This is a genomic window from Streptomyces sp. AV19 (assembly GCF_015999245.1).
Classification (GTDB): Bacteria; Actinomycetota; Actinomycetes; order Streptomycetales; family Streptomycetaceae; genus Streptomyces.
In genome coordinates, this window is sequence record NZ_JAEAMR010000007.1 from 463149 (window position 1) to 488956 (window position 25808).

23 protein-coding genes are annotated in these 25808 nt (G+C 72.2%); 18 read left to right on the forward strand and 5 right to left on the reverse strand.

The window, feature by feature from the left end:
• Positions 1-8: 8 nt before the first annotated feature.
• Positions 9-1712 carry a threonine/serine exporter family protein gene (locus tag I5Q34_RS11700; RefSeq protein WP_199892132.1) on the forward strand — a complete coding sequence of 568 codons (1704 nt, stop codon included), beginning with the start codon at positions 9-11 and terminating at the stop codon, positions 1710-1712.
• Between the two features lie 27 nt (positions 1713-1739).
• Here the strand turns inward: I5Q34_RS11700 and I5Q34_RS11705 are convergent, their stop codons facing one another.
• A complete protein-coding gene (locus I5Q34_RS11705) occupies positions 1740-2237 on the reverse strand; it encodes an inorganic diphosphatase (RefSeq protein ID WP_049716339.1) in 498 nt (165 codons plus the stop codon).
• 86 nt (positions 2238-2323) lie between these two features.
• On the opposite strand from I5Q34_RS11705, the gene dacB reads away from it, so the two are divergent.
• The 6 genes from dacB to folE all read left to right on the forward strand — a co-directional run bounded on the left by dacB (position 2324) and on the right by folE (position 10069).
• Entirely contained in the window at positions 2324-3763 is a 1440-nt protein-coding gene (gene dacB, locus I5Q34_RS11710; protein ID WP_199892133.1) for a D-alanyl-D-alanine carboxypeptidase/D-alanyl-D-alanine-endopeptidase, read from the forward strand.
• 229 nt (positions 3764-3992) lie between these two features.
• Positions 3993-5126, forward strand: coding sequence for a zinc-dependent metalloprotease (locus I5Q34_RS11715; protein WP_199892134.1), 1134 nt, complete (start codon positions 3993-3995; stop codon positions 5124-5126).
• Between the two features lie 196 nt (positions 5127-5322).
• Positions 5323-6339 (forward strand): tRNA lysidine(34) synthetase TilS, encoded by a 1017-nt coding sequence (gene tilS, locus I5Q34_RS11720; RefSeq protein WP_199892135.1) that lies wholly within the window; start codon positions 5323-5325, stop codon positions 6337-6339.
• Positions 6340-6458: 119 nt separating this feature from the next.
• Entirely contained in the window at positions 6459-6998 is a 540-nt protein-coding gene (hpt, locus tag I5Q34_RS11725; protein WP_199892910.1) for a hypoxanthine phosphoribosyltransferase, read from the forward strand.
• A 281-nt stretch (positions 6999-7279) separates the two neighbouring features.
• Entirely contained in the window at positions 7280-9280 is a 2001-nt protein-coding gene (gene ftsH, locus I5Q34_RS11730) for an ATP-dependent zinc metalloprotease FtsH (protein ID WP_199892911.1), read from the forward strand.
• 180 nt (positions 9281-9460) lie between these two features.
• Entirely contained in the window at positions 9461-10069 is a 609-nt protein-coding gene (gene folE, locus I5Q34_RS11735) for a GTP cyclohydrolase I FolE (RefSeq protein ID WP_199892136.1), read from the forward strand.
• A 13-nt stretch (positions 10070-10082) separates the two neighbouring features.
• Here the strand turns inward: folE and I5Q34_RS11740 are convergent, their stop codons facing one another.
• On the reverse strand, positions 10083-11195 hold the full coding sequence (locus tag I5Q34_RS11740; protein WP_199892137.1) for an esterase family protein: 1113 nt from the start codon (positions 11193-11195) through the stop codon (positions 10083-10085).
• A 171-nt stretch (positions 11196-11366) separates the two neighbouring features.
• Between I5Q34_RS11740 and I5Q34_RS11745 the strand changes: the two genes are divergently transcribed.
• The 6 genes from I5Q34_RS11745 to I5Q34_RS11770 all read left to right on the forward strand — a co-directional run bounded on the left by I5Q34_RS11745 (position 11367) and on the right by I5Q34_RS11770 (position 16497).
• Positions 11367-13217, forward strand: coding sequence for a phosphatidylglycerol lysyltransferase domain-containing protein (locus I5Q34_RS11745; protein ID WP_199892138.1), 1851 nt, complete (start codon positions 11367-11369; stop codon positions 13215-13217).
• A gap of 108 nt (positions 13218-13325) precedes the next feature.
• Positions 13326-14207: a dihydropteroate synthase gene (folP, locus tag I5Q34_RS11750; RefSeq protein WP_199892139.1), complete on the forward strand. Its 882-nt coding sequence runs from the start codon at positions 13326-13328 to the stop codon at positions 14205-14207.
• Positions 14204-14704: a nuclear transport factor 2 family protein gene (locus I5Q34_RS11755; protein WP_199892140.1), complete on the forward strand. Its 501-nt coding sequence runs from the start codon at positions 14204-14206 to the stop codon at positions 14702-14704. The genes folP and I5Q34_RS11755 overlap by 4 nt, the downstream gene beginning before the upstream one ends.
• Positions 14705-14984: 280 nt before the next feature.
• The gene (gene folB, locus I5Q34_RS11760) at positions 14985-15344 is read left to right on the forward strand and encodes a dihydroneopterin aldolase (RefSeq protein ID WP_277965552.1); all 360 of its coding nucleotides are present in this window, start codon (positions 14985-14987) and stop codon (positions 15342-15344) included.
• Positions 15341-15934 (forward strand): 2-amino-4-hydroxy-6-hydroxymethyldihydropteridine diphosphokinase, encoded by a 594-nt coding sequence (gene folK / locus I5Q34_RS11765; protein WP_199892142.1) that lies wholly within the window; start codon positions 15341-15343, stop codon positions 15932-15934. The genes folB and folK overlap by 4 nt, the downstream gene beginning before the upstream one ends.
• A gap of 68 nt (positions 15935-16002) precedes the next feature.
• Complete coding sequence (locus I5Q34_RS11770; RefSeq protein ID WP_199892912.1) at positions 16003-16497, forward strand: DUF3180 domain-containing protein; 495 nt, start codon at positions 16003-16005, stop codon at positions 16495-16497.
• 317 nt (positions 16498-16814) lie between these two features.
• Here the strand turns inward: I5Q34_RS11770 and I5Q34_RS11775 are convergent, their stop codons facing one another.
• Positions 16815-17987: an ABC transporter ATP-binding protein gene (locus I5Q34_RS11775; protein WP_199892143.1), complete on the reverse strand. Its 1173-nt coding sequence runs from the start codon at positions 17985-17987 to the stop codon at positions 16815-16817.
• Positions 17988-18128: 141 nt separating this feature from the next.
• Between I5Q34_RS11775 and I5Q34_RS11780 the strand changes: the two genes are divergently transcribed.
• The 4 genes from I5Q34_RS11780 (at position 18129) to I5Q34_RS11795 (ending at position 21693) form a co-directional block, all read left to right on the forward strand.
• Positions 18129-18821 (forward strand): ABC transporter permease, encoded by a 693-nt coding sequence (locus tag I5Q34_RS11780; protein ID WP_199892144.1) that lies wholly within the window; start codon positions 18129-18131, stop codon positions 18819-18821.
• Complete coding sequence (locus I5Q34_RS11785; protein ID WP_199892913.1) at positions 18821-19576, forward strand: ABC transporter permease; 756 nt, start codon at positions 18821-18823, stop codon at positions 19574-19576. The genes I5Q34_RS11780 and I5Q34_RS11785 overlap by 1 nt, the downstream gene beginning before the upstream one ends.
• Positions 19573-20547 (forward strand): ABC transporter substrate-binding protein, encoded by a 975-nt coding sequence (locus I5Q34_RS11790; RefSeq protein ID WP_199892145.1) that lies wholly within the window; start codon positions 19573-19575, stop codon positions 20545-20547. Before I5Q34_RS11785 ends, I5Q34_RS11790 begins: the two co-directional genes overlap by 4 nt.
• A 75-nt stretch (positions 20548-20622) precedes the next feature.
• Positions 20623-21693 (forward strand): hypothetical protein, encoded by a 1071-nt coding sequence (locus I5Q34_RS11795; RefSeq protein ID WP_199892146.1) that lies wholly within the window; start codon positions 20623-20625, stop codon positions 21691-21693.
• A gap of 579 nt (positions 21694-22272) precedes the next feature.
• Here the strand turns inward: I5Q34_RS11795 and I5Q34_RS11800 are convergent.
• Entirely contained in the window at positions 22273-23415 is a 1143-nt protein-coding gene (locus I5Q34_RS11800) for an NADH-quinone oxidoreductase subunit D (RefSeq protein WP_199892147.1), read from the reverse strand.
• Positions 23412-24431, reverse strand: a complete 1020-nt coding sequence (locus tag I5Q34_RS11805; protein WP_199892148.1) for an SAM-dependent methyltransferase — start codon at positions 24429-24431, stop codon at positions 23412-23414. Before I5Q34_RS11805 ends, I5Q34_RS11800 begins: the two co-directional genes overlap by 4 nt.
• A 133-nt stretch (positions 24432-24564) precedes the next feature.
• Here I5Q34_RS11805 and I5Q34_RS11810 point away from each other — a divergent pair, with 133 nt between their 5' ends.
• Positions 24565-25770, forward strand: a complete 1206-nt coding sequence (locus tag I5Q34_RS11810) for a sensor histidine kinase (RefSeq protein WP_199892149.1) — start codon at positions 24565-24567, stop codon at positions 25768-25770.
• Positions 25771-25808 lie beyond the last annotated feature (38 nt).

The following is a 25808-nucleotide window of genomic DNA, read 5'->3' on the forward strand; positions in this document are numbered from 1 at the left end:
GATCGGGCATGGTTGACCTGCACAGGAGCGTGGAGGAGCGCGAAGTGGGTGATCGGCAGCGGGACGGCGGCCCGCCGGAGGGCGGAGAGGACCGCAAACCGCAGAGCGACGAGGCGCGCAGCGCGTTCACGCCACCGTTGGGCGTGCCCCTGCCGCCCGTACCCGAGGACGAGCATCCGACCTCGGAGTTCGCCGTGCCCAAGGGCGTGGCCGAGCCCGAGGACCGGCGCCCGGAGGGATCCGCCTTCGGCCCGCCCTCGGGTTCCACGACCCAGGGCATCGCCTGGTCGGAACTCACCCCTCCGCTCGGCATCCCGAAGGTCAGCCTGCTCAAGGACGCGCCCTGGCAGGACCGGATGCGCACCATGGTCCGGATGCCGGTCGGCGAGCGGCCGGTGCCGGAGCGTCCGGCCAAGGAGGAGGAGACCGGCCCGGCCGTCCCCCGCGTCCTGGACCTCGTGCTGCGCATCGGCGAGCTGCTGCTCGCGGGCGGCGAGGGCGCCGAGGACGTCGAGGCGGCGATGTACGGCGTCGCGCACGCGTACGGCCTCGGGCGCTGCGAGCCGAACGTCACCTTCACCCTGCTGTCGGTCAGCTACCAGCCGTCCCTGGTGGACGACCCGGTCACCGCCAGCCGCACCGTGCGCCGCCGCGGCACCGACTACACCCGGCTCTCGGCCGTCTTCCGGCTCGTCCACGACATCACCTCGCAGGGCCTCACGCTCGAGGAGGCGTACCGCGGCCTCGCGGAGATCCGCCGCAACCGGCACCCGTACCCCGGCTGGGCGCTGACCCTGGCCGCCGGGCTGCTCGCGGGCGCGGCGAGCCTGCTGGTGGGCGGCGGGCCCGTGGTGTTCCTCGCGGCCGCGGCCGGCGCCATGCTGGGCGACCGGCTGGCGTGGCTGGCCTCGGCGCGCGGGCTGCCGGAGTTCTACCAGTTCGTGGTGGCGGCGATGCCGCCGGCCGCGATGGGGGTGGCGCTCAGCGCCATGGGCGACGTGGTGCACGTCCAGGCGTCCGCGGTGATCACCGGTGGGCTCTTCGCCCTGATCCCCGGGCGGGCGCTGGTCGCCGGCGTCCAGGACGGGCTGACCGGCTTCTACATCACTGCCTCGGCGCGTCTGCTGGAGGTCGGCTATCTGATCGTCGGCATCGTCAGCGGCGTGCTGATCGTGCTCTACGGCGGTGTGCGGGTCGGCGGGACCACGCTCAACCCGGAGGCGGCGCTGGAGCGCCAGGAGCGGCCGGTGACGCAGACGATCGCGGCCATGCTGCTGGCCTTCGCGTTCGCCGTCCTGCTCCAGCAGGAACGTCACACCGTGCTGTACGCCACCCTCAACGGCGGAGTCGCCTGGGTGGTCTACGGGGCGCTCGCCGATACCGGCGGGCTCGATCCGGTGCCCGCCACGGCCATCGCGGCCGGGCTCGTCGGGCTCTTCGGGCAGCTGCTCTCGCGCTACCGGTACATGTCCGCACTGCCGTATGTGACGGCGGCGATCGGGCCGCTGCTGCCCGGTAGCGCGGTGTACTTCGCGCTGCTGAACTTCGCCGGGAACGACATGAACACCGGGATGGCCAGCCTCTCCAAGGCGGCGGCCCTGGCGCTGGCCATCGCGATCGGCGTCAACCTCGGATCCGAGACAGCGCGGATGTTCCTCGTCGTCCCGGGCGGGGTGGCACGGCGCGCGGCGAAGCGGACGCGCGGCTTCTGACTCGGCCGCGCGCCCCGTTCATCCGGCTCAGTGGTGCGAGCCGCCCGCGGCCTCGAGGCGCTTGTACGAGGCCTCGATCTCGGCCTCGGCCTCGGCGCGGCCGACCCACTCCGCGCCCTCGACGGACTTGCCCGGCTCCAGGTCCTTGTAGACCTCGAAGAAGTGCTGGATCTCCAGGCGGTCGAACTCGGACACGTGGTGGATGTCGCGCAGGTGCTCGACGCGCGGGTCGTTGGCCGGGACGCAGAGCAGCTTGTCGTCGCCGCCCGCCTCGTCGGTCATACGGAACATGCCGACGGCGCGGCACTTGATGAGGCAGCCCGGGAAGGTGGGCTCGTCCAGGATGACGAGCGCGTCCAGCGGGTCGCCGTCCTCGCCGAGGGTGTTCTCGACGAAGCCGTAGTCGGCGGGGTAGCTGGTGGAGGTGAAGAGACGGCGGTCCAGACGGATGCGACCGGTCTCGTGGTCCACCTCGTACTTGTTCCGCGATCCCTTCGGAATCTCGATGGTGACGTCGAACTCCACGAGTGGCTCCTTCATGATCAACACATACGTCTGGTGATTAAGTGTCCCCCACGCAGGTGTGTGGTGGCGAAAGGGGCTGGTCCGTAATGCCCGCAGGCGGACGGTGGCAGGCCGTGCGCGGTGTTCTCGTGCCGTTGACGCGGCGCGGTACCGCCCGGTTCGTCGCGATTTCCACCGCGACGGGCCTGGTCGTCGCCGCGGGCGCGGTGGCGGTCGCCGGCCCCTGGGACGGCGGACAGCGTAAGGCCGAACGGGTCCGCGCCGCAGCCGCCGACCGAGGGCATTCCGCACGTCGTGCGCCCGCGCGCCCCCCGGCGGCGCCGGTGCTCGCCGGGCCCGCGGCCGGCGGCCGCCCGCCCGCCGCGGCCGACGTGGCCGCCGCGCTGGAGCCGTTGCTCAGGGACCCCGCGCTGGGCGCGCACGCCTCGGCGTCCGTCGTGGATGTCGCCGGGGGCGGGCGGCTGTTCGGGTCCGACGAGAGCACGGCCTTCACCCCGGCCTCCACGATCAAGCTGGCCACGTCGGCGGCGGCGCTGGCCGCGCTCGGCGGCGATCACCGGATCGAGACCACGGTGATGCTCGGGGACGACGGGATCGTGCTCGTCGGCGGCGGCGACCCGACGCTCACGGCGCACCCCGCCGCGTCCGGCGAGCGGTTCGCCAGCCTGCCCGCGCTGGCCGACGCGACCGCGCGGGCGCTCAAGGCGCGCGGCACGGCGCGTACGCGGCTGTCGTACGACCTCTCGCGGTACTCCGGGCCCGTGCAGCACCCGATCGGGCCCAACGACAACCTGGCGCCCGTCAGTCCCCTCATGATCGACGAGGGGCGCCTCGACGACTCCGACCACGGGCCCGCGGCGCGGTCGGCCGATCCGGCGGGGGACGCGGCGCGGAAGTTCGCCGAGTTGCTGGGGGAGCGAGGAGTGCAGGTCGACGGTCCTGCCGAGGAGGGGCGCGCGCCGGCCTCCGCACGCCGGATCGCGGCCGTCTCGTCCGCGCCGCTGGCCGAGCTGGTCGAGCGCGCGCTGACCAACAGCGACAACGACATCGCCGAGGCGCTCGCCCGGCAGACCGCCCTGGCGGACGGGCGGCCCGCGAGCTTCGACGGCGCGGCCCGGGCGGTCGAGGCGCGGTTGTCGCGGATCGGCCTGCCGATGGACGGGGCGCACGTCGCGGACGGCAGCGGGCTCGACCGGTCCGACAGGGTCTCGGCGGAACTGCTGGCGCGCCTCCTGGCGCGCGCGTCGGACGCGCGCGCCCCCGAGCTGCGCCCGGTGCTGACGGGGTTGCCGGTGGCGGGGTTCAGCGGGACGTTGCGGGGGCGGTACGCCGACGCCGCCGAGGGACGGGGCCTGGTGCGCGCCAAGACGGGCACGCTGACCGGCGTCAACACGCTTGCCGGGACGGTCGTCACGCCCGGCGGGCGGCTGCTCGCGTTCGCGTTCATGGCGGACGGGACGGTGGACGCGGAGGGGGCGCAGCGGGCGCTGGACCGGCTGGCGGTGGGGGCGGGGTCGCTGCGCTAGGAGATGTGCCCCGGTCCCGCCCTTTCCCGGGGAGACCCCGGACCCCATTCGCCCTTTGGTCGAAGTCCTCAAACGCCGGACGGGCTATTTCAGCCCGTCCGGCGTTTGAGGACCAACGCGGCGAAGCCGCGTTGCCCCGCGCGGAGCGCGGCGAGAAACGGTGAAAGGGCGGGACCGGGGCAGGAAACCCCGCCTGTGCCACCCGCCCGGCAACACGTACCGTGAAGCCATGACGAGCATCGGTGGTGCGGAGATGGTCGACTGGAAGCTCGCGGTGGCGACCGCGACGCGGCTCGTGCGGCCGGGGCCCGACGTCAGCCGCGACGAGGCCCGCGACGTCGTCGCCGAACTGCGGCGGCACGCCAAGTCGTCCGAGGAGCACGTCAGGTCCTTCACCCGGATGTCCCCGCCGGGCGGTCCCGCCGGCGACACCCCGGTCCTCGTCGTGGACCGGGCCGGCTGGATCCGGGCCAACGTCGCCGGTTTCCGCGCGGTGCTGGGGCCGCTGCTGGAGAAGATGCAGGACCGCCGGGGCAACCTGCCCGGCGGCGCCGTCCTGGGCGCGGTCGGCGGCAAGGTGACCGGCGTGGAACTGGGCATGCTGCTGTCGTTCCTGGCGTCCCGGGTGCTGGGCCAGTACGAGACGTTCGCGCCGCCCACCCGCGAGCTGCCCGGCGCCGCCGAGGGCGGCGGCCGCCTGCTGCTGGTGGCCCCGAACATCGTCCACGTGGAGCGCGAACTGGACGTCGCCCCGCACGACTTCAGGCTGTGGGTGTGCCTCCACGAGGAGACGCACCGCACGCAGTTCACCGCCGTCCCCTGGCTGCGCGACCATATCGAGGGCGAGGTCCAGACGTTCCTCGCCGAGACCGAGGTCGACCCGGCCACCCTGCTGGAGCGGCTCCGCGAGGCGCTGCAGACGCTGGCCGGCGGCCGGCCGCCGGAGGACGAGGAGGCGCGCGGCGGGCGCAGCATCGTCGAGCTGGTCCAGACCCCGGCCCAGCGGGAGATCCTCGGCCGGCTGACGGCCGTGATGTCCCTCCTGGAGGGGCACGCCGACTACGTGATGGACGGCGTGGGCCCGCAGGTCGTCCCGTCGGTGGCGGAGATCCGCGAGAAGTTCCAGCAACGGCGGGCCAGCGGCGCGGGCCGGCTGGACGCGGCGCTGCGGAAACTGCTGGGTCTCGACGCCAAGCTGCGGCAGTACCGTGATGGTGAACGGTTCGTACGCGCTGTTGTCGACGAGGTCGGCATGGAGGGCTTCAACAGGGTCTGGACCTCGCCGAACACGCTCCCGACCAAGGCCGAGATCGCCAAACCCGCGGACTGGGTCGCGAGGGTGCACGGACGCTCCGACGGGTGACCCCGCCGCGCCCCCTGACGGATGAACGCTCCCGTAATCACCCGTCCGAGGGACCGTGTGCCAGGGGTGGGCGTGCGATGCTCGGGTAAAGGCTCGTCTCTGTCACCATCTACGCACACAGCGTGACTGACGCAGCCCGCACGTCCCCACAACCCCTTCCCGTTGGCTCCTCGTTGGAACGATTGGACACTCGGACATGGGTCCACACCCCGCGGTCGCCGCGATACGCCTGGCGGTCCGCCGCGTACTCCACGACGTCCTCACCCTCGCTCCGCCCCCCGACCCCAGCGGCGGCCCCCGCTCCCCGCTCGTCCTGGCCGCCTGTTCCGGCGGCGCCGATTCCATGGCGCTCGCCTCCGCCCTCGCCTTCGAGGCCCCCCGGCTCGGTGTCCGCGCCGGCGGCGTCACCGTCGACCACGGCCTCCAGGAGGGCTCCGACCTCCGCGCCGCCGAAGTGGCGGGCCGCCTCCGCGCGCTGGGCCTCGATCCCGTCGAGGCGCTCCCGGTGACCGTCGGCAGGGACGGTGGCCCCGAAGCCGCCGCCCGCGACGCCCGCTACGGGGCGCTCGACGAGGCCGCCGAGCGGTACGGCGCGGCCGCCGTCCTCCTCGGCCACACCCGCGACGACCAGGCCGAGACCGTGCTCCTGGGACTCGCCCGCGGCTCCGGCACCCGTTCGCTGTCCGGCATGGCCACGGCCTCCGGCGTCGGCGGCCGCTACCGCAGGCCGTTCCTGGGGCTCGACCGGCAGACCGCCCGCAAGGCGTGCATGGTCCAGTCGCTCCCCGTCTGGGACGACCCGCACAACGTCGACCCCGCCTACACCCGCTCCCGCGTCCGCCACGAAGCACTGCCCGTCCTGGAGAAGGCCCTGGGCAAGGGCGTCGTCGAGGCCCTGGCCCGGACCGCCCAGCTCTCCCGCGACGACGCCGACGCGCTGGACTCCTGGGCCGTCGCCGTGGAGCCGTCCGTCCGGGACGACAGCGGTGCCCTGGAGGTCGCCAAGCTCTACGCGCTGCCCGCCGCGGTGCGCCGCCGGGTGCTGCGCCGCGCGGCCATCGAGGCCGGCTCCCCGGCCGGTTCGCTCTTCGCCCGGCACATCGAGGAGGTCGACCGGCTGATCACCGGCTGGCGGGGCCAGCGCGCCATCAACCTCCCCGGGCGCGTCGCGGTCCACCGGCATGGTGGCAGACTGGTCCTCCGGCAGGGCTGATTCGAACGGCCGTGAGTGATCACGGTCCGGGCCCGGCCGGTCCGGACCGGGCGGACAGGAGCCCGGACGGCCGGACGATCCTCCATCGAACGAGAGTGGCGCGGGTGGACGACAAGGACATGGGCACCGACCTCAAGTCGGTGCTCATCACCAAGGAAGAGATCGACGCGAAGCTGGCAGAGCTGGCCGCGAAGATCGACGCGGAGTACGCGGGCAAGGACCTGCTCATCGTCGGTGTCCTCAAGGGCGCCGTGATGGTGATGGCGGACCTGGCGCGCGCGCTGTCCAACTCCGTCACCATGGACTGGATGGCCGTGTCCTCCTACGGCGCGGGCACCCAGTCCTCCGGCGTGGTGCGCATCCTGAAGGACCTCGACACCGACATCAAGGGCAAGCACGTCCTGATCGTCGAGGACATCATCGACTCCGGCCTGACGCTCTCGTGGCTGCTGTCGAACCTCGGCTCCCGCGAGCCGGCGTCGCTGAACGTCGTCACCCTGCTGCGCAAGCCGGAGGCGGCCAAGGTCGCGATCGACGTGAAGTGGGTCGGATTCGACATCCCGAACGAGTTCGTCGTGGGTTACGGTCTGGACTTCGCGGAGAAGTACCGCAACCTGCCCTTCGTGGGCACGCTCGCGCCGCACGTCTACGGCGGCTGATACGCCCTTGACCTGGGGGGACGGTCCCCGTGCCGGGCCCTGGCGGGCGCTGGGAACCCTCCGCGGTTTTCCGCCGTTGGAGGAGGGGAAGACGGATTTGTTGACCGTCTGCGGCGTCGTCGGGTGACAATGCTGGGGTACCGTCCGAAGGTCAGTCTTTTCAAGCAGTTCTGAGTCAAGTACTGCAAGGTCGAGCAGAACACCGTACGCACAGGCACCCCCGTCCGGGGGCACCGTGCCTCACTGTGGCAGGAGGGACGGGGCGCTCGCGCCCCGTATGGATGGACGTGAAGCGCTACTTCCGTGGGCCGGTCATGTGGATCGTGCTGGCCGTCCTCGCCGTGGTCGTGTTGATGCAGGTCGTCGGCTCGTCCGGCGGCTACAAGTCGGTGGACACCAGTCAGGTCGTCGCGGCGATCCGTGACCACAAGGTGAAGTCGGCCGAGCTGACGACGGGCGACGAGAACAAGATCAAGGTCGAGCTCAAGGCCGGCGAGAAGGTCAAGGGCAGCAGCAAGGTCCAGGCCAACTACATCGGCGACCAGGGCGTGCAGCTGTCCAAGATGCTGCAGGACGAGGTCGACCAGAAGAACAAGGACGTCCTGCCCGAGGGCTACAACGTCGCGACGTCCAAGCAGAACCCCTTCATCGGGGTGCTCCTGTCGCTGCTGCCGTTCGTGCTCATCGTCGTGGTCTTCCTGTTCCTGATGAACCAGATGCAGGGCGGCGGCTCCCGGGTGATGAACTTCGGGAAGTCCAAGGCCAAGCTGATCACCAAGGACACCCCGAAGACGACCTTCGCCGACGTGGCCGGTTCGGACGAGGCGGTCGAGGAGCTCCACGAGATCAAGGAGTTCCTCCAGGAGCCGGCGAAGTTCCAGGCCGTGGGCGCCAAGATCCCCAAGGGCGTGCTGCTCTACGGCCCGCCCGGCACCGGCAAGACGCTGCTCGCGCGCGCCGTGGCGGGCGAGGCGGGCGTCCCGTTCTACTCGATCTCCGGCTCCGACTTCGTCGAGATGTTCGTCGGTGTGGGTGCCTCCCGGGTCCGTGACCTGTTCGAGCAGGCCAAGGCCAACGCCCCGGCCATCGTCTTCGTCGACGAGATCGACGCCGTCGGCCGGCACCGCGGCGCGGGCCTCGGCGGCGGTCACGACGAGCGCGAGCAGACGCTCAACCAGCTGCTCGTCGAGATGGACGGCTTCGACGTCAAGGGCGGCGTCATCCTGATCGCGGCCACCAACCGGCCCGACATCCTCGACCCCGCGCTGCTGCGCCCGGGCCGCTTCGACCGGCAGATCGCCGTCGACCGGCCGGACATGCAGGGCCGTCTGGAGATCCTCAAGGTCCACCAGAAGGGCAAGCCGGTCGCCCCGGACGTCGACCTCTCGGCCGTCGCCCGGCGCACCCCCGGCTTCACCGGTGCCGATCTGTCGAACGTGCTGAACGAGGCCGCCCTGCTGACGGCCCGCAGCGACCGGAAGCTGATCGACAACCACATGCTGGACGAGGCGATCGACCGCGTCGTGGCCGGACCGCAGAAGCGGACCCGGATCATGTCGGACAAGGAAAAGAAGATCACCGCGTACCACGAGGGCGGTCACGCCCTGGTCGCGGCGGCCTCCCCGAACTCCGACCCGGTGCACAAGATCACCATCCTGTCCCGCGGCCGTGCGCTCGGCTACACCATGGTCCTGCCGGACGAGGACAAGTACTCGACCACGCGCAACGAGATGCTCGACCAGCTCGCCTACATGCTGGGCGGCCGGGCCGCGGAGGAGCTCGTCTTCCACGACCCGACCACGGGCGCGGCCAACGACATCGAGAAGGCCACCGCCACGGCCCGCGCGATGGTCACCCAGTACGGCATGACCGAGCGCCTCGGCGCGATCAAGTTCGGCTCCGACAACTCCGAGCCCTTCCTGGGCCGCGAGATGTCGCACCAGCGCGACTACTCGGAAGAGGTCGCCGCGCTGGTCGACGAAGAGGTCAAGAAGCTGATCGAGACCGCGCACAACGAGGCGTGGGAGATCCTCGTCGAGAACCGCGACATCCTCGACAACCTGGTGCTGGCGCTCCTGGAGAAGGAGACGCTGAACAAGGAGGAGATCGCCGAGATCTTCAAGCACGTCGTGAAGCGCCCGGCCCGCCCGGCCTGGACCGGCTCCTCGCGCCGTACGCCCTCCAGCCGCCCGCCGGTGCTCTCCCCCAAGGAGCTGGCCCCCAGCAACGGCGTCACCGCCGTGGACTCGGTGGAGCTCCCGGAGGACGTCCGCCCCGAGTGATCGGGCCCGCCCGTCTCCCGACCACCACCCCTGGTGGAGGCCCTTCGGGCCGCTGAGTCGATCGAGCCCGGAATGGATGCCGCGTCACCCAGGTTCTAGCCTGGGGGCGCGGCATCGCGCATGTGTACGCGCGTCCGGCCGCGGCACAGCGCGTACGCACGAGAGAACGAGGGCAACTCCATGATCGATCCGGTCACCCTGGACGGCGAGCGTTCCATCGGGGAATTCGACGAGAAGCGGGCCGTCAACGCCGTTCGCGAGCTGCTGATCGCGGTCGGCGAGGACCCGGACCGGGAAGGTCTGCGCGAGACGCCGGCGCGGGTGGCCCGCGCGTACAAGGAGATATTCGCCGGTCTGTGGCAGGAGCCGGAGGACGTGCTGACCACGACCTTCGACCTGGGGCACGACGAGATGGTGCTGGTCCGCGACATCGAGGTCTACAGCACCTGCGAGCACCACCTGGTGCCGTTCCACGGGGTGGCGCACATCGGCTACATCCCGGCCATCAGCGGGAAGATCACCGGGCTGTCGAAGCTGGCCCGCCTGGTGGACGTCTACGCCCGCCGGCCGCAGGTCCAGGAGCGGCTGACCACGCAGATCGCGGACTCGATGTCGGAGATCCTGGAGGCCCGGGGCGTCGTCGTGGTGATCGAGTGCGAGCACATGTGCATGTCCATGCGCGGCATCCGCAAGCCCGGGGCGAAGACGATCACCTCCGCCGTGCGGGGCCAGCTGCGTGACCCCGCGTCGCGTGCGGAGGCGATGAGCCTGATCATGTCCGGCCGCTGAAGGCGGCTGCGGCTCAGGCGCTGAGGCGGCCGCCGATCCACTGCAGGGTGCCGGGGATCTCCCGGCGCCAGGTGTTGAAGCTGTGGCCGCCGCTCTCCAGGATCATCGAGGAGACGCGGGTGGGGTGCTTGGCGGCGAGGTCGATGAACTTCATCGTGTCCTTGTAGTTGTGCTCGCCCTGCTTGCTGCTGGTCACCAGTATCGAGATCTTGGGCAGCGGCTTGTTCTTCAGCCGCCACATCAGGTCGTTCTCCTGCTCCAGCTTCTTGCTGCCGCCGAAGAGCGAGCCGGTCGTCGGGTCCTGGGGGGCCTTGTAGTAGCCGGAGAGGGCGGCCACCGCGCCGTACGCGTCCGGGTGGCGCATGCCCAGCTTGAGCGCGCAGTAGCCGCCGGTCGAGTCGCCGATCATGCCCCAGTTCTTGGCCTCGGTGCCGATCCGGTACTGCTGCGAGAGCGCCTTGCGGAGGTCCTTGACGAAGAAGGTCTCGGTCTGGGGGCCGCCGGGTATATCCATGCACTCGGTGTCCCGGGGCGGGGCGACGGTCGGCCGCATCATCACCAGGATGGTGGGCTGCATCTTCTTCTCTTTGGCCAGCTTGTGCGCGGTCTGCGGGTAGTGCAGGCCCTTGATCAGCGCCTCGGCGGTGCCCGGGTAGCCGGTCAGGACGACGGAGGCGGGAAAGGTGCGCTTGGCGAACTCCGGCTGGAAGTACTCCGGCGGCAGGTAGACGAAGGCCGGGCTGGCGATCTTCGACTCAGGTCCCTGGATGTTGACCTTCTCGATCTGGCCCGCCACGCGCGGCACCGAGGCGCGCGGCACGTTCACCTGCTGGACCCCGACGACCTGCACCTGCTTCTGCCCCGCGCTGTGGTCGACGACGACGCCCTGGTCCTGCTCCTGCCCGAAGAGGTCGGCCCAGGAGGCGTAGAAGCCGAACGAGTAGTTCGCGTAGAGGCCGATGGCGGCGAACAGGGACAGCTGGGTGACGACCAGCATGCCGATCCGGCCCATGATGGGGCCCACGCCCTTCCTGCCCAGACGCGGCCAGAGCCAGACGGTCAGTGCGAAGAGCACTACCGCGAGCACTGCCGCCAGCAGGAGAACTGTCTTGCTGGTGAGACCCATGAGGTGCTTTCTGCCGGGCGACCCGGCGCCCGGATCGCGGAATGGTTACTTCTTTCCGGGCCCGGCCCCGGCGGAACCTCAGCCCCGAAACCGTCGTCCTACAGGGCGCACATTGTCCGGAGCGGTACGGCCACATGCCGTATGCCCACTCGACATGGACGACGGGAAGAGATGTCTGTCAGGGAAGATGGCAAAAAGTCCGATGGGGTTCCTTCGGGTTCGAAGTGGCTGTCGGTGTTTGCACGCATGGCCAAGGGCCCGCGACCGGAGCGTGTTCCGGCCGTCGTCGGCACGGTGGCGGCGGTCATCGGACTGATGGACATCGCGGCCGGGGTCTTCCCCCGGTTCCGCTTCAGCCGCATCCACACGCTCGCCGAGGTGCTGCCCGGCGCCGTCACGCAGCTGGCCGCCGCGGCCTCGATCGTCGTCGGCATCCTGCTGCTCATGCTGGCCCACGGCCTCAAGCGCGCCAAGTCGCGCGCCTGGTGGGCCGCGGTCGTCGTGCTGCCCGTCGGGGCCGCCGCCCACCTGATCTACCGGCACTCGATCGCCGGCGCGGTCTTCTCGCTGCTGCTCTTCGCCTACCTGGTGCGCCACCGCAACGCCTTCACCGCGCTGCCCGACCCGCGCAGCCGCTGGAAGGCGGTGGCCAACTTCATCCTGATGAGCTGCGCCAGCGTCGGCCTCGGCTGGGTGATCGTCGGCTCGCACCCGGACCAGATGGTCGGCGACCCGCCGGTCCTGGAACAGATCGAGCACGTGATCTGGGGCCTCTTCGGCTTCGAGGGCTCCATCCGCTACACCGGCGGCGTCGACTACGTCGTCGGCTACTCGCTGGGCGCCCTCGGCCTGCTGACCCTGGCCACCACCGCCTTCCTGGCCTTCCGCCCCGAGTACCCCGCCGCCGTCCTCACCGAGGAGGACGAGGACCGGCTGCGCGAGCTGCTCGCCAAGCACGGCGAGCGCGACTCGCTGGGCCACTTCGCGCTGCGCCGCGACAAGAGCGTCGTCTTCTCGCCCTCCGGCAAGGCCGCCGTTTCCTACCGCGTCGTCTCCGGCGTCATGCTCGCCAGCGGTGACCCCATCGGCGACGTCGAGGCCTGGCCGGGCGCCATCGAGAAGTTCATGGAGCTGGCCAAGCGCCACTCCTGGACCCCCGCCGTCAACGGCTGCAGCGAGACCGGCGGCGAGGTCTGGACCCGCGAGACCGGGCTGGACGCCCTGGAGATGGGCGACGAGGCCATCGTCGAGGTCGCCGACTTCAGCCTGAGCGGCCGCTCCATGCGCAACGTCCGCCAGATGGTCAAGCGCATCGAGCGCAACGGCTACACCACCAAGGTGCGCCGCGTCGGCGACCTTTCCCCCGAGGAGCTGGAGGTCGTCCAGCGGGCGTCCAACGCCTGGCGCGACACCGAGGAGGAGCGCGGCTTCTCCATGGCCCTGGGCCGCATCGGCGACCCCAAGGACCTGGACGCGATCATCGCCACCGCCCACAAGGACCCGGAGGAGGGCGAGGACGCCCCCTTCGGCGATCTGAAGGCCATGCAGCACTACGTGCCGTGGGGCAAGGACGGCAGCTCCCTGGAGCTGATGCGCCGCGACCGCAGCGCCGACCCGGGCATGAACGAGCTGCTGATCGTCGCCTTCCTCCAGGCCGCTCCCGAGCTCAAGATCAAGCGCATGTCGCTGAACTTCGCGTTCTTCCGCTCCGCCCTGGAGCGCGGCGGCAAGCTGGGCGCCGGTCCGGTGGTCCGGATCCAGCGCGGGGTGCTGCTGTTCCTCTCGCGCTGGTTCCAGATCGAGTCGCTCTACAAGTTCAACGAGAAGTTCCGCCCCCGCTGGGAGCCGCGCTTCATCGTCTTCCCCAACAGCCGCGACCTGCCGCGCATCGGCTTCGCGATGATGCAGGCCGAGGGCTTCCTGGAGCTGCCGCGGCTGCTGCGCCGCCGCCCCGCCCCGCCGAAGTCCAGCGGCATGGACAGCGAGCCGGTGGAGCAGGCCGAGGTCACGCGCGCCGCGTGACGTCGTGACAGCTGCGTGGCAGGCCCCCGTCGGACCCCGGTCCGGCGGGGGCCTGCGCTGTGTCGGCCGGTCGGCGGCGCCCTCCCGGCACGGCCTAGGCTGGTCGGCATGAGGAGCTTGCACGGCCGTATCGGGCCCGTCGGTCTGCCGGAGTGGGACCGCTGCGCGGTGATGGGCGTCGTCAACGTCACGCCGGATTCGTTCTCGGACGGGGGCCGCTGGTTCGGCACCGCCGAGGCCGTCAAGCGCGGTCTGGACCTCGTCGCCGGCGGCGCCGACCTGGTGGACGTGGGCGGCGAGTCCACCCGCCCGGGCGCGCTGCGGGTCGACGAGGCCGAGGAGCGCCGCCGGGTGATACCGGTGGTCCGCGAGCTGGCCGGGGAGGGCGTGGTGGTCTCCGTGGACACCATGCGGGCCTCGGTCGCGGAGGCGGCCGTCGAGGCCGGCGCGGGCCTGGTCAACGACGTCAGCGGCGGGCTCGCGGACCCGGCGATGATCCCGATGGTGGCCCAGGCCCGGGTGCCGTTCGTGGTGATGCACTGGCGCGGCTTCAGCGAGGACATGAACAGCCGGGCGGTGTACGCGGACGTGACCGGCGAGGTCGTCGACGAGCTGCGGCGCCGGCTGGACGCGGTGGTCGCCGGCGGCGTCGAGCCCGACCGGCTCGTGGTGGACCCCGGACTGGGCTTCGCCAAGAACGCCCAGCAGGACCTGGAGCTGGTCGCGCGGCTCGGCCGGCTCCGGTCCGAGCTGGGGCTGCCGCTGCTGGTCGCGGCCTCCCGCAAGCGCTTCCTGGGCCGGGTGCTCGCCCACGAGGACGGTGCTCCGCCGCCGGCCCGCGAGCGGGACGCGGCCACGGCCGCCGTCACGGCGCTGGCGGCGCGCGAGGGCGCGTGGGCGGTGCGCGTGCACGAGGTGGGCGCGAGCGCGGACGCGGTCCGCGTGGTGCGCGCCGTCGAGCGGGCCTCGGCCGGCGAGGAGGCGGTGTGAGCGGGGCTCCCCGTACGGACGCCGAGCGGGTCGAGGAGGCCAACACGGCTCTGTACGAGGCGGTGGAGCGCGGCGACACGGAGGCCATGAGCCGGCTGTGGCTGGACGACCCCGACACCGAGGTCTCGTGCGTGCACCCGGGCTGGCCGGTGCTGCGCGGCCGGGGCGAGGTGCTCCGCTCGTACGCGCTGATCATGGCGAGCACCGACTACATCCAGTTCTTCCTGACCGACGTCGAGGTGTCGGTGGCCGGTGACACCGCGCTGGTGACCTGCACCGAGAACATCCTCAGCGGGGCTCCGGCGGAGGCCGAGGGCGAGCTGGGGCCGCTGGTCGGCCAGCTGGTCGTGGCGACCAACGCGTTCCGCCGGGTGGGCTCGGAGTGGAAGGTGTGGTCGCACCACGGCTCGCCGGTGCTGGCGGGCCGGGAGGACGAGGAGTACGAGCGCGAGGAGGGTCCGGACGGTCCGGACGAGGGCCCGGGCGCGGCGGCCTGACGGATTCGTGGCCATTTGTTCGAGCCGCTCGCGGGCCGGGTATGGGTGCACGTACAGCGGCGCGCGCACCGGCCGTGCACCGGCCGTGCGGACCGGCGGGCTCCGGTGACCGGTCGCCGGGCCGATCCCCGGCACGGGCACCCACGGACGGGCGCTGTCGGTGCCCGCAGGTAGATTCGACGTTGGGCATCCCGGTCGAAGGCCGGGACGGGAGTCCGTTTCCCCCGTCGCCGCCCCGGCGTGGGCGGCGCCCCATCGACGACCAGCAGGAGTGATTCGTGTGGACCGTGTCGCGCTGCGCGGCCTGAAGGCTCGTGGGCACCACGGGGTCTTCCCCCGAGAACGCGAAGAGGGCCAGACCTTCATCGTGGACCTCGTGCTGAGCCTGGACACCCGGCCCGCCGCGGCCTCCGACGATCTCACGAAGACCGTGCACTACGGCGTGGTGGCCGAGGAGGTCGTGGCCGTCGTGGAGGGGGAGCCGGTCGACCTCATCGAGACCCTGGCCGAGCGGATCGCCCAGCAGTGCCTCAAGCACGACGCCGTCCTGGAGGTCGAGGTCGTCGTGCACAAGCCGGACGCCCCGATCACCGTGCCCTTCGACGACGTGACCGTCACGATCACCCGGAGCCGAGTATGAGCAGCAGCGACCCGACCGTGCAGCCGGTGCCCTCCTCCGTGACGGAGCAGGTGGACGCCGCCGACGTCACGCTGAGCAATCCGCAGTGGGCCGTGCTGTCCCTCGGCAGCAACCTGGGCAACCGCCTGGAGACCCTCCAGGGTGCCGTCGACGCCCTGGAGGACACCCCAGGCGTGCGGGTCAAGGCGGTCTCCCCGGTCTACGAGACGGATCCCTGGGGCGTGGAGCCGGGCTCCCAGCCCGCGTACTTCAACGCGGTCGTGCTGGTGAAGACCACGCTGCCGCCGGCCTCGCTGCTGGAGCGCGGCCATGCGATCGAGGAGGCGTTCGAGCGGGTGCGCGACGAGCGCTGGGGCCCGCGGACGATCGACGTCGACATCGTCACCTATCAGGACGTGGTCTCCGACGACCCGCGGCTGACGCTGCCGCACCCGCGCGCGCACGAACGTGCCTTCGTGCTGGTTCCGTGGTACGACGTGGATCCGGAGGCGGTTGTTCCGGGGCGCGGTCCGGTGGTCGATCTGCTGGCCGGACTCGACCGGGGCGGCGTGCGGTCCCGGACGGATCTGGAACTCCGGCTGCCCGAATAGCCGTTGAGCAAGCGCTGAGGTACGGACGACGGGACGACGACGCGATGACGACGAGGGGCGACGGCTCGGTGAAGCAACTTCGGATCGGGGTGCTGCTCGGCCTGTTCATCGCGGCCGGGGTGCTGTCGTGGGCCGGTGCCCGGCTGTGGAACGCCTTCGGCACGCTGCCGGGCGTGCCCGTCGCCGCGCCGATCGTCCTCGCCGTCATCGCCGTCGTGCTCTTCGCGACGGCGATCTCGATCCGCGCCCGGCTGCGGGCGCAGCGCGAGCGGCGCCCCGGCGCGAAGGGCGTCGATCCGCTGCTCGCGGCCCGGGCGGTGGTTTTCGGCCAGGCGAGCGCCCTGGTGGCGGCCCTGGTCTCCGGCGCGTACGGCGGGGTGGGCGTCTTCCTGCTGCTCGACGGCGTGGAGTCGGACGCGCGGCGGGAGCAGGCGATCTACGCGGGGGCGTCGGTGCTGGCGGGGGCGTGCGTGGTGGCGGCGGCGTTCTTCATGGAGCGGGTGTGCAAGTTGCCGGAGGACGAGGACGAGGGGTCGGGGCCGACGGGCTCGGCGGCGGCGTAGGGGGGCGCCCCGGTCCTGCCCCGACCTCTTCTGTGGGGCTGCGCCCCTGCACGACCCCACCCATGGCGCGCGGCGTGCGCCAGGACGCGGGGGCTTCGCCCCCTGCACCCCCACCGGGGCCCCTTTCGGGGCTTCGCTCCGGGCCCCCTCAATGCGGCTTCGCCGCATGTCCTCAAACTCCCCGGAGGGGGCAACCCCCGGACGGGCTGGGTTGGGGTGCAGGGGGCGCAGCCCCGCTCGTCCGCGCGGAGCGCGGTGTCCCGGGTCCGGGGCCCCGTCCCGGGAAACGGTGAAAGGACGGCGGGGCCGGGGCGTCCTCACCTCTTCGACACCGTCCGCAGATTCACGTCCGCCCGCTCCGAGCCCGCCGCGTCCGCGCCGATCGAGCGCCGCAGCGCCTCGTGCAGGCTCGCGGGGGTCAGGACGCCCAGGAAGTGGTCGTCCCGCTCCCCGTCCAGCACCGCGATCCACCCCGCGTCGTGCTGCAGCATCGTGCTGAACGCCTGCTTCAGCGGCGCCCCCAGCGGAAGCCACGCGTCCATGCGCCGGGCCCGGTCCCGGACCGTGCCCGCCCCGCCCGCGTGGGCGATCGTGTCCGCCGCGACCCACCCGTGCAGCCGGTCCGCGTCGTCGAGGACGACCGCCCAGTGCGCCCCGTCCCGCGCGAGCCGCTCCGCCGCCGCGGAGAGCGGGTCGTCCAGGTGGACGACGGGCGGGGACTCCAGGTCGCCCCGCTCGATCGGGGTGACGGACAGCCGCTTCAGACCGCGGTCGGCACCGACGAAATCGGCGACGTACGGCGTGGCCGGAGTGCCCAGCACCGCCGCCGGCGCGTCGAACTGCTCGATGCGGCCCTGCCCGTAGACCGCGATCCGGTCGCCGAGGCGGACCGCCTCCTCGATGTCGTGGGTGACGAAGAGCACTGTCTTGCGCACCTGCGACTGGAGCCGCAGGAACTCGTTCTGCAGGTGCTCCCGCACCACCGGGTCCACCGCGCCGAACGGCTCGTCCATCAGGAGCACCGGCGGGTCCGCGGCGAGCGCCCGCGCGACGCCGACGCGCTGGCGCTGCCCGCCGGAGAGCTGGTCGGGGTAGCGGTCGCCGTGGACGGCCGGGTCGAGGCCGACCAGTTCCAGCAGTTCCGCCGCCCGCGCCCGGGCCTTTTTGCGCGGCCAGCCCAGCAGGTGCGGGACGGTCGCGGTGTTGTCGAGCACGGTCCGGTGCGGGAAGAGCCCGACCTGCTGGATCACGTAGCCGATGCGGCGGCGCAGGGCGACCGGGTCGATGTGCGCGATGTCCTCGCCGTCCAGCAGGATCCGGCCGCTCGTCGGTTCCTCGAGCCGGTTGACCATCTTCATGGTGGTCGTCTTGCCGCAGCCCGAGGGCCCGACGAGGGTGACGATCTCGCCTTCGGCGACCTCGAAGGACAGATCGTCCACCGCGGTCGTGCCGTCGGCCCAGCGCTTGGTCACGTGCTCGAAACGGATCACGCCGTCCATTGTGCGGGGTGCGCCGGCTTCGCCGGATACCGGCCGTGTGTCGGCTGTGCGGAGGCCCGCAGGCGGTTGTCAGTGGCCGGGGTTAGGGTCGTTGGTGACCGTCGGTGAAGGCCCAGGGGGAGGTGAGCGCACATGGCGGGGGAGGGTGGCAACTGCCTGATCCGCAACGACTGGATCTGCGCGGAGTACGTGCGCACCAGGGGGCAGGAGCTGATCGACGCGACGCTCCAGCACGTCGGCATCACCGTGGCGTCGGTGCTCATCGGCCTGCTGATCGCCTTCCCGCTGGCGCTGGCCGCCCGCCGGTGGCGGGGCGCGGCGGGCCCGGTGCTCGGGATGACGACGGTGCTCTACACGATTCCGTCCCTGGCGATGTTCTCGCTGCTCGTGCCGGTCTTCGGGCTGTCCGCGGCGGTCGTGGTCACCGGCCTGGTGCTCTATTCGCTGACGATCCTCGTGCGCAACATCCTGGCCGGGCTGGCGGCCGTGCCCGAGGAGGCCCGGGAGGCGGCCCGGGGCATGGGGTACGGCCCGGTGCGGCTGCTGTTCGCGGTGGAGCTGCCGCTCGCCCTGCCCGCGGTGATGGCGGGCGTGCGCATCGCCACGGTCACCACCGTCTCGCTCACCACCGTCGGCGCGCTCACCGGCTACGGCGGCCTGGGCAACCTGATCTACGAGGGCCTGCACAGCATCTTCAAGGCCGAGGTCCTCACCGCGTCCGTGCTGTGCGTGCTGCTGGCCGCGGTCGCCGACGTGCTGCTGCTCCTCCTCCAGCGGCTGCTGACGCCATGGACCCGGACCGGCCGGAAGAGGGCGGTGGCCTGATGGGCGTGATCTCCCGTACCTGGACGTGGCTGACCACGGGGGCGCACTGGTCCGGCCCCGACGGGGTGTGGCACCGGCTGGCCGAGCACCTGGAGCTCACCGCGGTCTGCCTGGTCATCTCCTGCGTCGTCGCCCTGCCCCTGGCCGTCGTGCTGGGCCACACGGGCCGCGGCGGAGCGCTCGCGGTGAACCTGTCCAACGCGGGCCGCGCGGTGCCCACCTTCGCGGTGCTGGTGCTGCTCACCCTCGGGCCCCTGGGGGCGTACGAGCCGTGGCCCACGGTCCTCGCCCTCGTGCTCTTCGCGATACCCCCGCTCCTGACCAACGCCTACGTGGGCATGCGCCAGGTCGACCGCGGCGTCGTCGAGGCGGCCCGGGGCATGGGGATGTCGGGCCGGCAGGTGATCGGCCGGGTCGAACTGCCACTGGCGCTGCCGCTGGTGATGACCGGGGTGCGTTCCGCCGCCGTCCAGGTGGTGGCCACGGTCTCCATCGCCGCGATGGTCGGGGGCGGGGGCCTCGGCCGGATCATCACGGCGGGCTTCCGGCTCACCGACACCGCGCAGGTGGTCGCCGGGGCGCTGCTGGTGGCCGCGCTGGCGCTGCTGGTCGAGGGCGTGTTCGTGGCCCTGGAGCGGTACTTGGGCCGCAGGCGGAGACGCCGCGGCACGGCCCCCGGCCCCGGGCCCGGCCCCGGATCCGACGAAGCCGCCGGAAGCACGTCGCCTGTCCCGAACGAATGGAGTGCCGCATGACCAGCACCACCCCGCGCCGAGCGCGCGCCGTCCGCGCCGCGCTGGGGCTGGCGGGAGCCGTCGTCCTGACGGCGGGTCTGGCCGGGTGCGGCGACAGCCTGGAGGAGTCCGGCGGTGGCTCCACGAAGTCCGGCCGGGGATCGCTGGTGATCGGATCCGCCTCGTTCACCGAGTCGAAGGTGCTCGCGGAAATATACGCGGGGCTGTTGAAGGACGCCGGATATTCCACCTCGATCAAGACCGTGGACGCCCGTGAGCTGTATGAACCGGCACTGGAGAAGGGGCAGATCGATGTCGTCCCGGAGTACGCGGCCACTCTCGCCGAATTCCTGAACAAGAAGCGGAACGGGATGGACGCCCCGCAGGTCGCCTCTGCCGACCCGGCCGCCACCGTGAAGGCCCTGCGGAAACTCGCCGAACCGCGCGGGCTCAAGGTGCTCGACCCGGGCCGTGCCGTCGACCAGAACGCCTTCGCCGTGACCAGGGACTTTGCCGAGGAACACCGGCTCAAGTCGCTTTCCGATCTGGGACGGGCGAAGGTTCCGGTGAGGCTGGCGGCGGGCGACGAATGCAGCCGGCGGCCGTTCTGCGAGCCGGGGCTGGAGAAGACGTACGGCATCGACGTCACCGCCATAGACCCGTTGGAGGTGGGCAGCACCCAGGCCAAGCAGGCGGTCAAGAGCGGCAAGGACCAGATGGTCCTGACCACCACGACGGACGCCACGCTGGAGCAGTTCGGGCTGGTCGTGCTCAAGGACGACAAGAACTTGCAGAACTCCGACAACGTGCTCCCCGTGGTGAATGCGCGGAAGGCCGGTTCGCAGCAGGTCGTGGATGCGCTCGGCAAACTCAACAGGGTGCTGACCACGGAAGATCTGACCACTCTCAACAAGAAGGTGGACACCGAGCGGCTCAAGCCGGCGGATGTCGCCGAGCGGTATCTCAAGGACAAGGGACTGCTGAGGAAGTAGGGGCTGCATAAGATCAAGGGAACGGTTTGGCAGTCGGGTCACACTTTCGAGGCGACGCACGGTAAGTTTCTGGCCATGCCACGAGGACGCCACCGCCATTCCACTTCCCTGCACCGGCTTCTTCCCCCTTCCCTGGTCGCCGCGACGTCCGTCGCCTGCGCGGCCGGCGCCTGGACCGTGGGTGAACCGCTCGTCATACGCGGCCTGGCCGCCGGGGCGGCCGCCGCGGCGGTGGTCGGGTCGGTCCTGATGCGCCGTTGGGACCGGTCCGCCGGCAAGCAGGTGGCCCAGCTGACGGCGGCCCGGTCGCGGGACGAATGGAAGACCGACGAGCGCCTGGCCGAGCTGGAGACGGACCTGGAGGAGACCCGCCAGGCCCGCACCCGGCTGGAGGCCAAGCTGCGCGGCAAGCGGGCGGAGTTGGCGCGGCTGCGCACCGAGCACGCGGATCTGCTGCGGCGTTACGCGACCGCGGAGACGGAGCGGGCGAGTGCGCTGGAGGGGCGGCGGGTGCTGGAGTCCGCGGCCGGTGGGGCCAGCTCGGTCGGCGGGGCCGAAGGGGATGCGTCCGCTTCCGTGGAGGTGGAGCGGCCGCGTGTGGCGAAGGCGCTGGAGTCCGCGATGCAGGCGCGGGCGGAGCGGCGGGTGGGGCCGGAGGCGTATCGCAAGGCGGCTGACGCGTTGCGGAATCTGGAGCGGAACGGGGCCGCGCAGCGGGGAGATGGCGGCGATGACGGTGTGACCTCTGCCGAGGTCGCCGTTGTGCCTGTGGCGGCGGCGCGGGTTGCGGCTGCGGCTGCGGTGGTGCCTGCGGTGGCGCCTGCGGCCTCTGCCGAGGTCGTGCCGGCCGCTCGTCCGGCGCTGCCGGCCGGGCCGTTGCCCGTGCGGCAGCCGGCGGTGCCGGCTGTGCGGCAGCAGGGTGGGTTCGACTTCTTCGGGAATGCGAAGGCGCGGGTCAAGCCGGCGTCGGCGTCGGTGCCGGTGCCGGAGTCCGGGCTTGAGCCGAAGCCCGAGTCGAAGCCGGTCGAGGAGCAGGATCTCGCCGATGTCGTCGGCGAGGAGGCGCTCGCGGAGCGGGTCATCGATCTGACGGCGCATGACGAGACGGAGCAGATCGATGTGGCGGAGTTGCGCAGCGCGATCTGAGGTGGCGGGGTAGGGGTGGGTGGGGGCTGGCGCCTTTGGTGATGCCCCGGACCCTCCCCCAGAGGGGGCACCCCCACTTTCACCGTTTCCCGGGGAGGCCCCGGACCCCGTCCGCCCTTCGGGCGGATGTGGGGGCTCCGCCCCTTGCACCCCCGCCGGGCTCCGCCCCTGGACCCCCGCCAGGGCTCCGGCCCTGCACCCCCGCCGGGGCTCCGCCCCTGGATACCTGTCGGGGCTCCCGCCCCTGGACACCTGTCGGGGCGCCCCGCCCCCCCTGCGCTCCCGCAGGCCCTGCGCCCCCGGGGCTCCGCCCCTAGGCCCCTGACGGGGCTTCGCCCCTGCGTCTCCGCCGGGCCTTCGCCCCTGCACCGCCGACCGCGAGGCTGCGTCCTCCCGCCCCCGCAACTGCTCCTCCGCAACCGCGCCCCCCGCAACCGCGCCCCTCCGCAACTGCCCCCCCGCAACCGCCCCCCGCGCGGTTGTCCTCAAGTACCGGACGGGCGGATCGGGGCTCCGCCCCGGATCCTGTCTGCAACGCGGCTGTGTCGGAAACGAAATTGCCCGACCGCTACTTGTCGATTACTTGTCGATGTCTCCGACCACGAAGAACAGCGAGCCCAGGATCGCCACCATGTCCGCCACCAGCGTCCCCGGCAGCAGTTCCACCAGTGCCTGGATGTTGTTGAAGGACGCCGAGCGGAGCTTCAGGCGGTACGGGGTCTTCTCGCCCTTGGAGACCAGGTAGTAGCCGTTGAGGCCGAGCGGGTTCTCGGTCCAGGCGTACGTCGCGCCCTCGGGGGCCTTGAGGACCTTCGGGAGGCGCTGGTTGACGGGGCCCGGCGGGAGGTCCGCCAGGCGGTCGAGGCAAGCGGCGGCCAGGTCCAGCGAGTTGTGCGTCTGCTCCAGCAGGCACTCGAAGCGGGCGAGGCAGTCGCCCTCCTCGCGGGTGACGACCTTCAGGACGTCGCCGAGCTCCCCGTACGCCAGGTACGGCTCGTCGCGGCGCAGGTCGAAATCCACGCCGGAGGCGCGGGCGATGGGGCCGCTCACGCCGTAGGCGTGCACCGTCTCCGGGGACAGGACGCCGACGCCGCGCGTCCGCCCGCGGAAGATCTCGTTGCCGAGGACCAGCCGGTCGTGGACGTCCATCCGGGAGCGGACCTCGGCGACCGCCGTGCGGGCGCGGCCGAGCCAGCCCGCGGGGAGGTCCTCCTTCAGGCCGCCGACGCGGTTGAACATGTAGTGCATCCGGCCGCCGGAGACCTCCTCCATCACCTGCTGGAGCACCTCGCGCTCGCGGAAGGCGTGGAAGACGGGGGTGATGCCGCCCAGCTCCAGCGGGTAGGAGCCGAGGAACATCAGGTGGTTGAGCACCCGGTTCAGCTCGGCCAGCAGCGTGCGCAGCCACACCGCGCGCTCGGGCACCTCCATGCCCAGCATCCGCTCGACGGCCATGACGACGCCCAGCTCGTTGGAGAAGGCGGACAGCCAGTCGTGGCGGTTGGCGAGCACGACGATCTGCCGGTAGTCGCGCGCCTCGAACAGCTTCTCCGCGCCCCGGTGCATGTAGCCGATCACCGGCTCGGCGCTGCGGACGCGCTCGCCGTCGAGGACGAGGCGCAGCCTCAGCACCCCGTGGGTGGAGGGGTGCTGAGGGCCGATGTTGAGCACCATGTCGGTGCTCTCCGCCGCGCCGCCGATGCCGACCGTCGTCTCCGTCATGGGAACAGTTTCTCAGCCGGTGGCAGCAGGTCCGCGCACTCCCGGCCCACCGGCTGGAGCAGCCAGCCGAAGGCGCCCAGGCCGCCGGGGGCGGTCAGCTCGCCCGCCTCGCCGGCGGCGCCCAGGGCCCGGACGTACGCGGCCGGGTCCGTCGAGGCGAGGGAGAGCGGCGGGCGGCTGCCGTCCACGCCCAGGGCGCGCAGCGCGTCGCGCTGGTTCGTCAGCCGGGCGTCCGGCCCGGCGCAGGCGTCGAGCGCCACGTGCGCGGTGATGTCGCACGAACCGTCCGGTACGGGCCGCACTTCGCGGCCCTCGCGGAAGCCGGTCAGGGTGCCGAAGGGCGGGCGGGACTCCCGCTCGTGCGCGTAGTCCACGGCCACGGCGAGGCCGGCCCGCAGGGTGCCGACCGCCCGGGCCCACGCCTCGTCCCGCGTCCGCCCGATCTCGGCCCGGCTGCCGGGCGGGGCGCCCTCGACCGGCCACCAGCGGGCCAGCCAGTCGGCGTCCGCGCCGGAGACAGGGTCGCCGGGCAGTTCCTCGCCGTCCTCCTGGACGAGCACCAGGCGCGGCGTCCCCGCGCCGTCGGCCTCGACGACGTCCAGCGGGACGTTGTCCAGCCACTCGTTGGCGAAGAGCAGACCGGTCACCCCTTCGGGTGGTGCGTCCCGCCACAGGATCCGTTCGTCGAGCCCGGCCGGGCGGGCGGCGCGCTCGACGGCGTACGGGCGCAGCCGCGCGGCCAGTTCCGGCGGGCAGTGCGCCAGGACGCCGGAGACCAGTTCGCCGCGGCCCGCCCCCAGGTCGGTGAAGGCCAGCTCGGCGGGGTGGCCGAGCGCGGCGTCGACGCGACGCAGCAGTTCGGCCACCGCGCCCGCGTAGAGCGGGGAGGCGTGCACGGAGGTACGGAAGTGGCCGGCGGGGCCCTCGGGGCGGTGGTAGAAGCCGCCGGGCCCGTAGAGGGCGGCCTCCGCCGCCGCCCGCCAGGTGCGCGTCCCGGACGCCCTGCCGGAAGTCATGCCGGATGTCATGTGCCCACGCTAAGCGCCCCGGGCGGTCCGGGGGCCTCCACCTTGGGGAGTAGGCGGGGCGGGACGGGATCGATCGCCGGGCGGACCCCGGCGGGCGGCTCGCGTGCCTACGCTGGGTGACGTGCACCGCCTCTACGACTTCCTCCGCAGACACCCCACAGGTGTGGACAGCTTCTGGGCCGTGTTGCTGCTGGGGCTGTGCGCCCTGACGTTGTCCGAGGACCCGACGGCCACGGCGCTCCACCAGGCCGGTGTCGTCGTGGTCTCGCTCGTCATGTGCCTGGTGCTCGCACTGCGGCGGCGCGCGCCCGTGCCGATGCTGCTCCTGGCGACCGCGACCGGCCTCGCCCAGCTCGCCTTCAACATCGAAGGCAACATCTTCGACCTCCCGATGCTGGTGGTCGTCTACACCGTGGCGTCCGGCACGGTCCGCTGGGCCTCGTGGTTCGCGCTGGTCGGCGGCCTGCTGGCGCCGGTGCTGTACTTCTGGCGCTGGCCGGATCCGGGCCAGGCCGACCTCGTCCACACCCTCTTCGGCCTCGCCTTCGCCGCCTTCCCCTTCCTCCTCGCCTGGGTCCTCGGCGACCGGATGCGCACCCGCCGCGCCTACTGGGCCCAGCTGGAGGAGCGCGCCACGCGGCTGGAGAAGGAGCGCGAGCAGCAGTCGAAGATGGCGGTCGCCGCGGAGCGCGCGCGCATCGCCCGCGAGCTGCACGACGTCGTCGCGCACAACGTGTCGGTCATGGTCGTGCAGGCCGACGGCGCCGCGTACGTCCTGGACTCCTCGCCCGAGACGGCCAGGCAGGCGCTGGAGACGATCTCCGGCACCGGGCGCCAGGCCCTCGCCGAGATGCGCCGCCTGCTGGGTGTGCTGCGCTCGGAGGAGGGCGCGCCGTCCGGCGGCGAGTACGTCCCGCAGCCCGACGTGGAGCAGATCGAGGAGCTCGTCGAGCAGGTGCGGGGGGCGGGGCTGCCGGTCGATTACAAGATCGAGGGCAGCGCCCGTCCGCTGCCCAGCGGTGTGGAGCTGACCGCCTACCGGATCGTCCAGGAGGCGCTCACCAACGCCCGCAAGCACGGCGGGCCGGACGTCGGCGCCAGCGTGCGGCTCACCTATTTCGACGACGGGCTCGGGCTGCTCGTCGAGGACGACGGGCGGGGCGCGCAGCACGAGCTCTACGAGTCGGGCGGGGCGGACGGGATGGGGCACGGCCTCATCGGGATGCGCGAGCGCGTCGGCATGGTCGGGGGCACGCTGGACGCGGGGCCGCGGCCGGGCGGCGGCTTCCGGATCAGTGTGCTGCTGCCTGCCAAGCCCGGGCGCTGAGCGCCGGCTTCTACCGGTCTTCTGGTGAACTTCTCGTT